16 protein-coding genes, 1 tRNA gene and 1 pseudogene are annotated in these 12526 nt (G+C 35.7%); 12 read left to right on the top strand and 6 right to left on the bottom strand.

The features are described 5' to 3' along the window. Positions 1–10: 10 nt before the first annotated feature. The 8 genes and pseudogenes from GTH25_RS06060 (at position 11) to GTH25_RS06025 (ending at position 3602) form a co-directional block, all read left to right on the top strand. Positions 11–235 carry a hypothetical protein gene (locus tag GTH25_RS06060; RefSeq protein ID WP_036935802.1) on the top strand — a complete coding sequence of 75 codons (225 nt, stop codon included), beginning with the start codon at positions 11–13 and terminating at the stop codon, positions 233–235. Between the two features lie 2 nt (positions 236–237). Then, positions 238–822, top strand: coding sequence for an ASCH domain-containing protein (locus GTH25_RS06055; protein ID WP_164530395.1), 585 nt, complete (start codon positions 238–240; stop codon positions 820–822). A gap of 765 nt (positions 823–1587) precedes the next feature. Continuing rightward, positions 1588–1953, top strand: a pseudogene (locus GTH25_RS06050) (DUF2528 family protein). A gap of 3 nt (positions 1954–1956) precedes the next feature. Further along, positions 1957–2274 (top strand): phage protein NinX family protein, encoded by a 318-nt coding sequence (locus GTH25_RS06045; RefSeq protein WP_164530394.1) that lies wholly within the window; start codon positions 1957–1959, stop codon positions 2272–2274. Continuing rightward, entirely contained in the window at positions 2271–2498 is a 228-nt protein-coding gene (locus GTH25_RS06040; protein ID WP_161747978.1) for a hypothetical protein, read from the top strand. Before GTH25_RS06045 ends, GTH25_RS06040 begins: the two co-directional genes overlap by 4 nt. Next, on the top strand, positions 2485–3087 hold the full coding sequence (locus GTH25_RS06035; RefSeq protein WP_164530393.1) for an MT-A70 family methyltransferase: 603 nt from the start codon (positions 2485–2487) through the stop codon (positions 3085–3087). The genes GTH25_RS06040 and GTH25_RS06035 overlap by 14 nt, the downstream gene beginning before the upstream one ends. 84 nt (positions 3088–3171) lie before the next feature. Further along, positions 3172–3366: a TraR/DksA C4-type zinc finger protein gene (locus tag GTH25_RS06030; protein ID WP_161747976.1), complete on the top strand. Its 195-nt coding sequence runs from the start codon at positions 3172–3174 to the stop codon at positions 3364–3366. A 29-nt stretch (positions 3367–3395) separates the two neighbouring features. After that, positions 3396–3602, top strand: a complete 207-nt coding sequence (locus GTH25_RS06025) for a helix-turn-helix transcriptional regulator (RefSeq protein WP_004244695.1) — start codon at positions 3396–3398, stop codon at positions 3600–3602. 3 nt (positions 3603–3605) lie between these two features. Here GTH25_RS06025 and GTH25_RS06020 read toward each other — a convergent pair whose 3' ends face one another. Both GTH25_RS06020 and GTH25_RS06015 read right to left on the bottom strand, forming a co-directional pair. After that, positions 3606–4790, bottom strand: coding sequence for a tyrosine-type recombinase/integrase (locus tag GTH25_RS06020; protein WP_161747994.1), 1185 nt, complete (start codon positions 4788–4790; stop codon positions 3606–3608). Positions 4791–4955: 165 nt separating this feature from the next. Next, a tRNA-Ser gene (locus GTH25_RS06015) sits at positions 4956–5043 on the bottom strand. Positions 5044–5225: 182 nt separating this feature from the next. Here GTH25_RS06015 and tusE point away from each other — a divergent pair. Beyond that, the gene (gene tusE, locus GTH25_RS06010) at positions 5226–5555 is read left to right on the top strand and encodes a sulfurtransferase TusE (protein ID WP_023581360.1); all 330 of its coding nucleotides are present in this window, start codon (positions 5226–5228) and stop codon (positions 5553–5555) included. Positions 5556–5598: 43 nt separating this feature from the next. Here tusE and GTH25_RS06005 read toward each other — a convergent pair whose 3' ends face one another. Then, a complete protein-coding gene (locus tag GTH25_RS06005; RefSeq protein WP_075673147.1) occupies positions 5599–5880 on the bottom strand; it encodes an acylphosphatase in 282 nt (93 codons plus the stop codon). A gap of 197 nt (positions 5881–6077) precedes the next feature. On the opposite strand from GTH25_RS06005, the gene hspQ reads away from it, so the two are divergent. After that, complete coding sequence (gene hspQ, locus GTH25_RS06000) at positions 6078–6398, top strand: heat shock protein HspQ (protein ID WP_006537351.1); 321 nt, start codon at positions 6078–6080, stop codon at positions 6396–6398. 78 nt (positions 6399–6476) lie between these two features. On the opposite strand, the gene GTH25_RS05995 is transcribed toward hspQ, so the two are convergent. Continuing rightward, complete coding sequence (locus GTH25_RS05995) at positions 6477–6890, bottom strand: CoA-binding protein (RefSeq protein WP_075673146.1); 414 nt, start codon at positions 6888–6890, stop codon at positions 6477–6479. Between the two features lie 137 nt (positions 6891–7027). Here GTH25_RS05995 and GTH25_RS05990 point away from each other — a divergent pair, with 137 nt between their 5' ends. Beyond that, positions 7028–7486 carry a methylglyoxal synthase gene (locus tag GTH25_RS05990; RefSeq protein ID WP_075673145.1) on the top strand — a complete coding sequence of 153 codons (459 nt, stop codon included), beginning with the start codon at positions 7028–7030 and terminating at the stop codon, positions 7484–7486. 1 nt (position 7487) lies between these two features. Here the strand turns inward: GTH25_RS05990 and helD are convergent, their stop codons facing one another. Continuing rightward, positions 7488–9539: a DNA helicase IV gene (gene helD / locus GTH25_RS05985; RefSeq protein ID WP_099659754.1), complete on the bottom strand. Its 2052-nt coding sequence runs from the start codon at positions 9537–9539 to the stop codon at positions 7488–7490. 114 nt (positions 9540–9653) lie between these two features. On the opposite strand from helD, the gene yccS reads away from it, so the two are divergent. Beyond that, positions 9654–11822 carry a YccS family putative transporter gene (gene yccS / locus GTH25_RS05980; RefSeq protein WP_075673143.1) on the top strand — a complete coding sequence of 723 codons (2169 nt, stop codon included), beginning with the start codon at positions 9654–9656 and terminating at the stop codon, positions 11820–11822. A 70-nt stretch (positions 11823–11892) separates the two neighbouring features. On the opposite strand, the gene GTH25_RS05975 is transcribed toward yccS, so the two are convergent. Continuing rightward, on the bottom strand, positions 11893–12501 hold the full coding sequence (locus GTH25_RS05975; protein WP_075673142.1) for a TfoX/Sxy family DNA transformation protein: 609 nt from the start codon (positions 12499–12501) through the stop codon (positions 11893–11895). Between the last annotated feature and the right edge of the window lie 25 nt (positions 12502–12526).

Raw genomic sequence — 12526 nt, 5'->3', positions numbered from 1 at the left:
GGAGATAGATATGAAAACTTTTAAAAATGTACCTTGGATTAACTGTTGTACTAAATGCGATGCCGAACGAGCAACAGTACAGACAGAAAAAGGTAATGAAGACTGGTTCTACGATGGTGACAAAGTCACTTGCGAAAACTGCGGTCACACTGGCGTTATTGAGGCGGACGGCGAATGCGCTTGGTGTGTTTGGGATGAAGTTGACGACTCGCAGGGATGCAATGAAGAGGAATGAATATGAAAGAGCGTGGAATTATTTTTAATGCAGAAATGGTGCGCGCTATTTTAGATGGGCGTAAAACTCAAACTCGTCGCATCGTTAAAAATGTAATGCCTGATAATGGAATATGGCTAAAGAAACCGACCAAAACAAGAAGTGGCACAACTACACATATATTGGATGCTACAAAACATAATTTGTGCCCCCTAGGTAAAATTGGTGATCGCCTTTATGTTCGTGAGGCATTTAAAGCTGGAGTATGCACTGAATCAACAATTGCATATAAAGCTACACATAAACCATCTGATTTAGAAGAAGGATGGTATGAAGAAATTAAGTGGACGCCATCTATACACATGCCTCGTAGATATTCGCGCATTACGTTAGAAATCACCAACATTCGTGTTGAGCGACTGAATGATATCAGTAACGATGATGCTAAATCTGAAGGTTATTGGTATGGGCGTGGAGGTGGAGTTCCCGATAAGGCTATTACACCTAGCGATCAATTTCCTACTTTATGGGAAGAAATATATGGAGATGGAAGTTGGTCATCTAACCCGTGGGTATGGGTGATTGAGTTTAAATACATAAAGAAGTAAAGTCTTGAACACGGCAAATAAAAATATCAATTGGATTATGAAAAACAGACAAAAAAGAGCTTATCGTAAACTATTCTCACACACATCATATGGTAAGTATGACATACATATGCTATCAGATGAATTACATAGAAGGAATAAGTATAATTTTTACTTCATATCATCAGCATCTCTCTCGCTAATTTCTGCTACTTTTTTTATAGGATTACTTAGTGTTAATACAGCTTCTGTTAGTTTGGTATCACATGTAGAAATAATTATATCTATGTTTTTTTTTGCAATTTCTCTTTCAGTAAACTCATTTTCACTATTCCAGTTATTTATATCGGCTAGCGATGAGATCGATAAGACTGAAATTCTAATAATATTTCAATACAGATTTTTTGCTATTATTAAATTAATATCATTTCTATCTCCTTTTTTCGGAATGATTTTTCTTATAGCGTATTTCAATGAGTACATATCTATAGTTTCTTTTATAATTTTCATTTTGTTATTTCATTACAATGGAAAAGTATCAAAAAGGGCAAAAAGAAAATCAAATAATATATTAAATAAATAATTCCCTGCACTAGCCAGGGTTTTTTATACCTAAAATTCAAAGTAACAATTAATACAAATAATCGGATATGTATTACTCATGCTAATACAGGGTTCTGCTGTGCCTGTAACGGAAGATATATACACGCAATCGGAATGCAATAAACGTGCTGAATATTTAATGTCAGTGAGGAATATTGAGGTTGCTTGTGGAGAAATATACAGATGAGGCAAATTAAAATAAATTCTGGTTTGTGGCAAAAAGATTTAGAAATGGTAATCACTGTTATCGATGAAGATAAATTTAAAAAATCATGTGAACAAATTAATAAATTCTATTCTGGTGATGAATATAGAGCTGGTATACATGGTAGCCATGAGAAAGCAGGTTTTGCAATGTTCTGTGCTGAGTGCTTCCAGCAAATAGCATTCAATAACTTCAAGGATGAAGAATGACTTACCGAGCAATTCGATTGGTCTAAAGATAAAGGAATTGATGGCTATCCTTCGCTAGATGATATGGGGATTCGGATTGACGAAATAGAACCTTGGTTTATTGACTCTGACGATATAGAAATTACAAGATGGTAATCAATGAGTAGCTATAATAAATACACCGACCTTCAAATTAATGAATTGGTTGCGACAAGGTTAAAGAAGAAATGCTTATTAACAGAAGAATCTGTATTAGCTTATATGGATAGCGGCTATCGGACTTTCGATCCATGCAATAACCCTACTGACGCAATGCCGATTATTATTGAGAATAAAATAGGGTTATCACCAATGTACCATTCTAATAAATGGACAGCTGATTGCCTTGATTATGACTTCATCTCAGTAAATAAAAACCCATATCGTGGCGCTATGGAAGTATTCTTAATGATGAAAGAGGCGGAGGACAACAAATGAAACAAGTTCAGGCAATGACGACGTTAGTATTAATTGATGGCGTTACATATCAAATAGCTCTACCTAAGCAATATGTCTCTCTTCAGGCAAAACAGGCGTTAATGTTTGCTCAGGAGTTCGGTGGAATAATTCTTCCTTGCGCGTTTGCTGATATAAAGCCAATGGAAGCAGATGGACTGCCGTTTAATATAGGTGATAGTGGAGCGGAGAATGAAAAAATATGACTTGATATTGTGCGATCCACCTTGGTCTTACAATAACAAAGTTTCAAATGGCGCAGCAGATAATCATTACAACACCACAGATTTATATTCCCTCTCCCGATTACCAATAGAAAAACACTCCTCTAAAAATGCCGTACTATTTATATGGTACACAGGCAACTTTGCACTCGAAGCTATTAAACTAGCCGAAGCATGGGATTTTAAAGTTAAAAACATGTTCGGGTTCGCATGGGTGAAATTAAATAAAAATGCAGAAAATAGAATAAATAAAAAACCACCAGAAGATTTCTTTGACTTTATGGAAATATTAAACAATGAGACGAAGATTAATTGCGGTAATTACACCCGTCAAAATATTGAAATGTGTTTAATAGCCACAAGAGGTAATGGATTACCTCGTAAGTCTGCAAGTGTTAGGCAAGTTATTTATTCATGTCTTGGTGAGCATAGCGAAAAGCCAAAAGAAATACATTATAGGTTAGAAGAATTATACGGAGATGTTCCTCGACTCGAATTATTTGCACGAGAGAAATATGGTGATTGGGATGTATATGGCAACCAAGTAGAAGGAAGCATTAAATTAATATAGATGAATTATGACATTTACTGAACTTGCAGAGCTAATAGCATTATGTGTACTTATTTATTTAATTGAAACAGGACAAGCGTAATTATGGATATTATTGACTCAGCAAATGAAATAAACGAATTACATATTCAAACATCATTATCAAATCGTAAACCAGCAATTAAATCTCATAACGGAATGTGTATTTGGTGTCACGAAGAAACGGTTGCACCTAATAGTGCATATTGCAGTAAAGATTGTGGTGATGATCATGAGCAATATAAACGGAAGAATGGATAGTATTACGAAATTACAAAAGGAATAGAAAGATGGAATATAAACTATTACGCTTGGATGAAGTTTTAGATAGAACAGGATATAGCAAGTCATGGACTTACAAATTAATAGATAAAGGAGAGTTTCCAAAGCAGGTAAAAATAGGATCTCGCTCAGTTCGTTTTATTGAAAGTGAAGTAGATGAATGGATAGAGCAACGAATCAATAATGCTCGTTGCCCTGATAATACCATCAATTGAGTTTTATTTCTTTTTACTTCTCAGCTCGTCTATATAATCAGCATACCACTGCATCATTTCCCTTCTCCCCTCAAAATACAGTGCATGGTTATAAGTACCACGGATAGAGTTTTTATCAACATGAGCAAGTTGTAACTCTATCCACGCTGTATTAAATCCTTTCTCATGCAATATTGTACTCATGGTGTGTCTAAAGCCGTGACCAGTAGCCCTTCCTCTATAACCCATTCTGCCAATCATTGTATTTATCGCCATTTCAGACAGATGTTTCTTATGATTCGTTCGGCTAGGGAAAATATACTGATAATCGCCACTTATTGGCTGTATTTGACGCAGTAAAGAAATCACCTGATCTGACATTGGCACCACATGCACTCTCCCCATCTTCATGATTCTTTCTGGCAGTTTCCATGTTCTGCTTTCAAAGTCGATAAATGACCATTCTGATTTTCTTAGCTCCCCTGGTCTTAAACCGGTGAGCATTAAGATGTTTAATGCAGTTCTTACGATCTGACTTCCTTGATACTTGTCTACCGAAGATAAAAACTCAGGCAATTCATCAGCTAATAAGTACGGATAGTTTTCTCGTTGATGTGGAATAAACGCACTAGCTAAATCTGGGGCGGGATTATATTCAGCTCGTCCAGTTATGATGGCATATTTCCAAACCTCACCACAGCGCTGACGAACTTTTTTTAATTTCTCTGTAACGCCACGCTTTTCCATTATCGAAAGCACCTCAAGCAATTCGAGAGGTTTAATCTCTGCTATTGGGCGATCTCCAATATATGGGAAAACATCATTTTCAAATGCTTCCATCATGTCATTGCGGTAACCTTCAGACCATCGGTCTTTTCTTCCCTCATACCACTCTAGAGCAATGCTTTTAAACGTATTGCTTCCATCAAACTTTGAATCCCTTTTCTTATCCTTCTTTATCTTGTTAGGATCAACACCATCAGATAACTGCCGTTTTGCGTCATCCCTTTTCTTTCTGGCTTCCGCGAGAGTTATCGTTGGGTAGACACCGATAGCTAAAACTTTTTCTTTGCCATCTATACGGTATTTTAATCTCCAATATTTACTTCCTGATTTTGTAACTAATAGATATAAACCTCCTCCATCGAATAGTTTGTAGTCCTTTTCTTTTGGCTTACTGCTATCAACTTGCTTAACTGTTAGTTTCATATTGGGGGTATTAAATATTAAGGAGGTATAATGTCCCCCCATTTGTACCCCAAAAAAATGGAGCTTTCAAGAGACATAAAGAGACTTCAAGAGACAATAATTTGATTGGATTGCTTGATTTTACTGGGATAAGGAGACTTCAAGAGACGCTAGGAGATGTTGAGATGGCGGAGGAGGAGAGATTCGAACTCTCGGATGGTTTCCCATCGGCGGTTTTCAAGACCGCTGCCTTCAGCCGCTCGGCCACCCCTCCGCAATGGGGAGCAATATAAACACCTAAGCTTATGTTGTAAAGCCCTTATTGTACTGTTTGCCGTAAAATTAAACGCATTACAAGTCAATGGCTTAATTTATCAACGATTTATGGGTTCTACTTGGGTATTTTCCTTCTTTTTGCTAAATTAGCGGTATTATTTTTGATTGGTTGCTACTCACATGTTTGTATTTAACGGAAAAGAAATCGAGACAGATAGTCACGGTTATTTAAAAAATAGCAATGAGTGGAATGAAGATATGGTTCCAACATTAGCTGAACTAGAAGAAATTGAGCTTACAGAACAACATTGGGAGATTATCCGTTTTGTTCGCCAATTTTATTTAGAATTTAATACCTCTCCTGCTATTCGTATGCTAGTAAAAGCACTTGCACAAAAATATGGCGATGAAAAAGGGAATAGCCGTTATCTTTATCGTTTATTTCCTAAAGGCCCTGCAAAACAAGCTACAAAACTTGCCGGTTTACCAAAACCCGTTAAATGTATTTAAGATTATCTTTCGATAAAGATAATTAGAAATCATTAAAACAATATTACTCATAATGGTGGATTGAAAAGTCTGCCATTTTTTCATATTCACAAGATGTTGCTGACCAAAATGTAATTTTTGCACTTCTTGGGCCACCAGCTTCTAACCAATCCTCAAATTCTTTTAACGCATTTTCTTCCGCGAAAGCCTTTACTCCCACGCTACCATCATCACGATTCCAAACATATCCTGTTATTGGTTGTTTTTTCATCCATTGATAAGTAAAAAAACGAAAACCAACACCTTGAACTCGCCCTTGAATAATATATTCTCTACCGATTTTCATATGCCCTTCTAATAGTATTTTTCAAATAAAAATTCTGTCTAGGTTATTGTCTTTTCTTTATACAATAGATAATCTGATTTTGTGAGGTTCTTTATTCATAATGAAAGCAAAGGATTATATTTTTTTCAAATCCTTGAAATTTCACTTTGTGCCCTCATATATATAACCAATAAGCAAGGCTATATGGAGGTGATACTATGATGACCGCCAGCAAATTTGGGATAGGACAGCAAGTTAGACATAAATTACTCGGCTACTTAGGCGTTGTTGTCGATGTGGATGCTGAATATTCCCTTGATCAACCTAATGAGGATGATATTGCATCTAATGTGACCTTGCGAGCAGCACCTTGGTACCATGTTGTGATGGAAGATGATGAAGGACAACCCGTTCATACTTATCTTGCTGAAGCGCAGATAACTTATGAAGTTTCAGATGAACACTTAGATAATGACTCATTGGATGAGTTATCACAGTCAATTCGTAGCCAATTACAGGCACCACGATTAAGAAATTAACTCAATTAATCTACATAAGTAGTGATCTGAATGAAATGACAATCGCCGATTTGTTTTCGGCGATTTTATTTTGGTGTATTACCAAGGAAGGCCATGCGCTTCAATTTCTTTTTTAGGGCAGCGATCCATTACCACACGTAAACCTGCATCTTCAGCTAAATCTTTAGCCTCTTCATTAATAACACCAATTTGCAACCATAATACTTTGGCTTTAATTTCAATTGCTTCTTTTGCAATTTCTAATGCAACATCAGATTGACGAAAAACATCAACCATATCAACAGCAACAGGGATATCTTTTAATGAAGCATAACATTGTTGCCCCAATAAGGTTTGCCCTGACATACCTGGATTAACAGGAATAACATCATAGCCTTGTTCTAATAGGAATTTCATGACTTTATAGCTTGGGCGATCTTCTTTATTACTCGCACCAACAAGCGCAATGGTCTTAACGCTTCTTAAAATGTCATAAATGTCTGAATCCACCATTTATCTACTCCGTTCATCATGAAGATTGAAAATATTATGATACATCATAGTATCTTGATCTGTTCATAGCTTATAAGATAAAAAAAAGGTATTTTGAAAACTGGAACAATAACTATATTTATTTTTAAAGGTATCAAATGGAACAAATTGACCGCACGCTCTTAAAAGAAAAGAATATCGCGCTTGTTGCCCATGACCACTGTAAAAGCTCATTACTGGAATGGGTTGAAAATAATCGTGAACAACTGTCTCTACACAAGTTATTTGCAACAGGAACTACTGGTAATTTAATTAATCACCACACTGGCCTTACTGTTACTCAAATGCTAAGTGGCCCAATGGGCGGCGACCAACAAATAGGTGCAATGATCGCCGAAAAGAAAATTGATATTATGATTTTCTTTTGGGATCCATTAAATGCCGTTCCACACGATCCAGATGTTAAAGCTCTTCTACGCTTAGCTACAGTCTGGAACATCCCAGTCGCAACAAATCGTGCAACTGCGAACTTTTTAATTTCATCACCTCTCTTTTCACAAGAATCTACAATTAAAATTCCAGATTACGAAGGTTATTTAAAAGAGAGATTAAAATAATCTAAGGTTTTCGCTGTATAGGAACACCTTGAGATTTTAGCTCTGAAACAAAACAAGATGGCTGTTGTTTATTAAATAATAGCCATACTTGTTTTTTTGCTCTTGTTAAAGCGACATACATTAAACGTCGTTCTTCTGCATTAGGATAATCTTCAACACTAGGCAGTAATGCCAATTCAATAATCGATTCTCTTGCCGGTGCTGGAAAACCATCTTTACCTTCTTGTAAACCTAAAATAATAACGTAATCCGCTTGTTGCCCTTTTGAAGCATGAAAAGTCATAAATTGTAGGTCTAATTTAGGCCAACGTGTTTTTGCTTTTTTTAATAATTCTGGTTTTAAATAGTGATAACGAGCGAGTAAAAGAATAGTTTCATTTTCTTCTACATAACCACTCATTTTATTTAGTAAATTTTCAAGTTGATCGTCAGATAACAGTGCAACTGACTTTTTATTACCTTTCACTAAGCTATTTAAAGGCTTAGATAATTGAGTTGGGTTTTGTTGAATAAACGTATTGGCAATATTTCCTATCGTGTCATTAAAACGATAAGTCGTATCTAGTGCGCATTCAGCACCTTCGCCAAAAGAGCGATGAAAAGAAGTCGTTAATAATAATTCTGCGCCACTAAAACGATAAATGGCTTGCCAATCATCGCCCACGGCAAATAGAGATGTTTGTTTATTTTGCTGTTTTAATGCCGTTAATAATGAAGCTCTTAAGGGTGAAATATCTTGGAATTCATCAACAAGAATATGTTTCCATGGGCTAATAAAACGCCCTTTTTCAATCAGATTAATAGCTTGATGTAATAAGCCCGAAAAGTCGATCGCTTCTTCTTCTTTTAATGCCGTTTTCCAAGCTTTTAATAATGGTGATAATAATTTTAAATATTTTTTAAAGGCTTCTGTATATTCAGGCTGTACACTTTCGATCAGAGATTTTTGGCTACCACCGTGCATTCTTAATAAACCAACCCAACGCTCTAATCTTACAACAACTTGGTTTTCTAATTTTTTATCATGCCAAAACTCACCGTCGGGGATATCCCATTCAAATTCTTGAGATAACCACTCTCGCCACCCTTTTGCTTGTGCTTTTTTCTGTTGGCACTGCTCTCGCCATTCACCTAATAATAGAGATCTTCTTTTTTCACTATTTGTTTCAAGCTCACTAATTTTAGGTTGCTTTTTTGTCGCTTGTTGAATAATGGATAATGCTAGTGCATGAAATGTTTTTGCCATAATATCGGCATTTAAACGACTAGAAAGTCTTTCATTCATTTCTTGTGCAGCTTTACGCCCAAAAGCAAGCAATAAAATTTGAGCAGGTTGCGCTAACTGACGACGTAATAACCAACCTGCTCTCGCGACTAATACTGATGTTTTACCACTTCCCGCACCCGCTAGAACAAGGATATTTTCTTCACCATTAATTACGGCTCGACATTGTGATTCATTTAATGGTGATGATTCAATCGTATTAAAAAATTCCGCATGTTCACTTAATATTTGAGTTACCCATGCAGAGTTTTCTTTATTAATAAGTGTTTCACCTTGCTTTAGCCATTCCAAACATTGCTGGTAAAGTGTTTGGCAATTATCAAATTGAGTAAGGCGTTCAAGAGGAAGAGGAATAGCAGAAAAGCTTTCTTTGATAGATTGTTGAATTTCACTCAATTTAGACTGTTTTATCCATCTATTTGATTGAGTGATTTCATTAATATTATGGAGCTGTTTCTCAAGAACCTGAGCACTTATTTCGCTCATTTCTTTGCTCCAATTTTGCCATGTTTGATAAAGATAACGATAAAACTGCTGAGTTTCTTCCCAGTCTGTTCCATGTAATCGAACAACTTTATCTTCAGGCAATAAGAATTCTAATTCCCCCCACACAATCCCTTTTTTACAAAAAATATTAATCAATTCGTTAAAAGGAATTAAATACTGATGTTTTTCACCACTGACTTCAATACCTGCATTTAACAATTTGACTCTATTATAAGGATGTTGTGCTAAACGTTGTCCCATCGGGGTGGATTTCAGTTCCATACGTAATTCCTGCAATAAATAACAAATAGTCTGTTGTTAAGCTCTTTTTAATCGGTGATAAACCCTATATTCTAAGAGGTAATTATCTTCATCTTGTTTATTTAAGGGCTTTTTGTGTTCACTTTGCTAAATGGCGCCCGCCGATTTATCTATAATAGCCACTTTTTATATTATATTCGCATAATAATCGCGCTTACAGGAACGACTTTGTTTCCTTGGATTTTAGGGCAAGAGCCTAAATATACAATTCCTCTAACTTTAGGCGTGGTAGCGGCTGCATTAACTGACTTAGATGATAGGCTCGTTGGCCGTTTAAAAAACCTCGTTATCACCTTATGCTGTTTTCTTCTTGCTTCAGCATCAATAGGGCTGCTTTACCCATATCCTATTTTATTCTTTTGTGGTTTAGCCATTTCTACTTGGGGATTCATTTTATTAGGTGCTTTAGGGCAACGTTACGCGACTATTGCTTTTGGTGCTTTATTAATCGCAATTTATACTATGTTGGGTATGCCTATTTTCCCTGAATGGTATGAACAACCCGTTTTATTACTGTTAGGGGCTATCTGGTATAACTCTTTAACATTAGTTGGTCACTTATTATTCCCAATTCGTCCAGTTCAGGACAATTTAACACGCTGCTACCAACAACTTGCAACTTACCTCGAAGCTAAAGCAACATTATTTGATCCTGATATTGAAGATGACTATCAACATTCGCTTTATAATTTAGCAATGGCAAATAGCCAACTAATTGACACTATGAACCAAACTAAAGTTACATTATTAAGTCGATTAAAAGGTGACAGGGGCCAACGTAGTAGTCGTTTCACACTTCATTACTATTTTGTTGCTCAAGATATTCATGAACGAGCAAGTTCGTCACATGTTCAATACCAACTATTAAGTAATGAATTGCGACATAGCGATGTGTTATTTCGTTTTCAACGTCTACTTTCTATGCAGGCACGAGCTTGTGAACAAGTTGCACAATCTATTCTTTGGCATAAAAAATATCAGCATAATCCTTCATTAGAACGCGCTATAAATTATTTAGAAAATGCATTAAATCATTTAAAAAACACGACTTCAGAGCCTCAATTAATAACACCTTTAAATAACTTACTGCAAAATCTTCAAGGTATTGATGCGCTTTTACGAAGTATTAGTACAGAGCAATACCAAATATCTCATGACCAAAAGGAAGAGACGCAACTATCTGATGATGGTTTAACTGGGTGGCGCGATATTGCACTAAGAATAAAAGAGCACCTCACGCCTAAATCGGCACTTTTTAGACATGCCGTTAGGATGTCACTCGTGTTATGTATTGGTTATGCCATTATTCAATTTTTCCAATTGGATAGAGGCTATTGGATATTATTGACCAGCCTGTTTGTTTGCCAACCCAACTACAATGCTACTCGTCGACGTCTTACCTTACGTGTGAGTGGTACTATTATTGGTATTTTAATCGGTTTCCCTATTTTATATTTTGTTCCTTCAATCGAAGGTCAGTTAGTTTTAATTGTGATAACTGGTACGCTCTTTTTCGCATTTAGAACCATACAATATGCACATGCAACACTATTTATTACTTTATTGGTTTTATTAAGCTTCAATTTACTGGGTGAAGGCTATGACGTTGCCCTCCCTCGTATTATCGATACCTTGATAGGCTGTGCTATAGCATGGTTTGCCGTCAGCTTTATTTGGCCTGATTGGAAATTCCGCCAATTGCCTGTTGTTATTCAAAAAACAATGACAAATAACTGCTATTATCTTGATGCCATCCTTATTCAGTATTACCAAGGAAAAGATAATAGCTTGAGTTATCGAATTGCTCGTCGAAATGCCCATAGCAGTGATGGTGAGTTAGCATCACTGATCTCCAATATGTCATCAGAGCCAAAAAGTTATCAAGCTTTCCAAGAAGTCGCTTTCCAGTTGCTTTGCTTAAATCATACTTTACTCAGTTATATTTCTGCACTTGGCGTTCATCGTTCAAAAATAGAAGATGAGAATGTACTCACTTTGCTTAATGATACTGTTTGTTATATCGATTCGGCTTTACGTCGAAAAAAACTTCAAAATGAAGAGGTTAAGCAATCTCATGTAGAATTAATTGAAAGGATCAATCTATTACCTAATTCAGATAATCCTCGTATTCAATTAGTACTCACTCAAATCCGATTACTATTAGATTTACTGCCACAAATTATTAGTTGTATCCAAATTATTGAGCAAAGCGAATCAAATAGCCTACATCAACCTCAAGTCTAATCTCTAATTGACGTTATTTTCTCTAATTCCCATAAGCACATTAGAGAAAATAACGGTCATTACTTTTATCTTATTGAAAAGACAATTCGTTATACCAATTTAATAACTCCATTTTAAGTTGACTAGGCAATACTGAACGATGGCACCCAACAATTGCTCCTGCCAATGAAAGTAAAAGTTCACTATTTCTCAAATTTTGGCTATGCATTAGTTTTAGATAACACGCTTTAGCACCGATTAAGCGCAGTTCTTCAACTTGATTAATACCAATTTGATTCAATCTTTTTTCTAATATCACACCTAGATTAGGTAAGTCTTTTATTCTGCAAGGCTTCTTTCGTTGCCCTAAATATTCTTGAATACTGTAGTGATATGACATATCAATATATTGATCTAATTTTTGCTGATTTTCCCATAACGAATCCGTTATGTGGTAATAACGCAATATGATAGGAATTCCTTTTTTCAAATAGGTATAGGAACTCATTTTTGTTGCCTTATAGAGAGTTTCTAAAAAACCACTTCCTTTTAAATAAAACTCATTACCAGACGTGATAGCAAACATAACCTCATCAATCATTAAGCTAACACCACCAAATTGAGACTTTGTCGTTAACTCTCCATATTGCGCAATACGCGATAACAAATGAGCCTTCCTTTGCTCAGGTAAAAATAACATTGAAACTCCAACACAAATTTTAAGA

It is taken from the genome of Proteus terrae subsp. cibarius (assembly GCF_011045835.1).
Classification (GTDB): Bacteria; Pseudomonadota; Gammaproteobacteria; order Enterobacterales; family Enterobacteriaceae; genus Proteus; species Proteus cibarius.
Note: the sequence above shows the minus strand (reverse complement) of the source record. Positions and strands in the feature narration are given on the sequence as shown.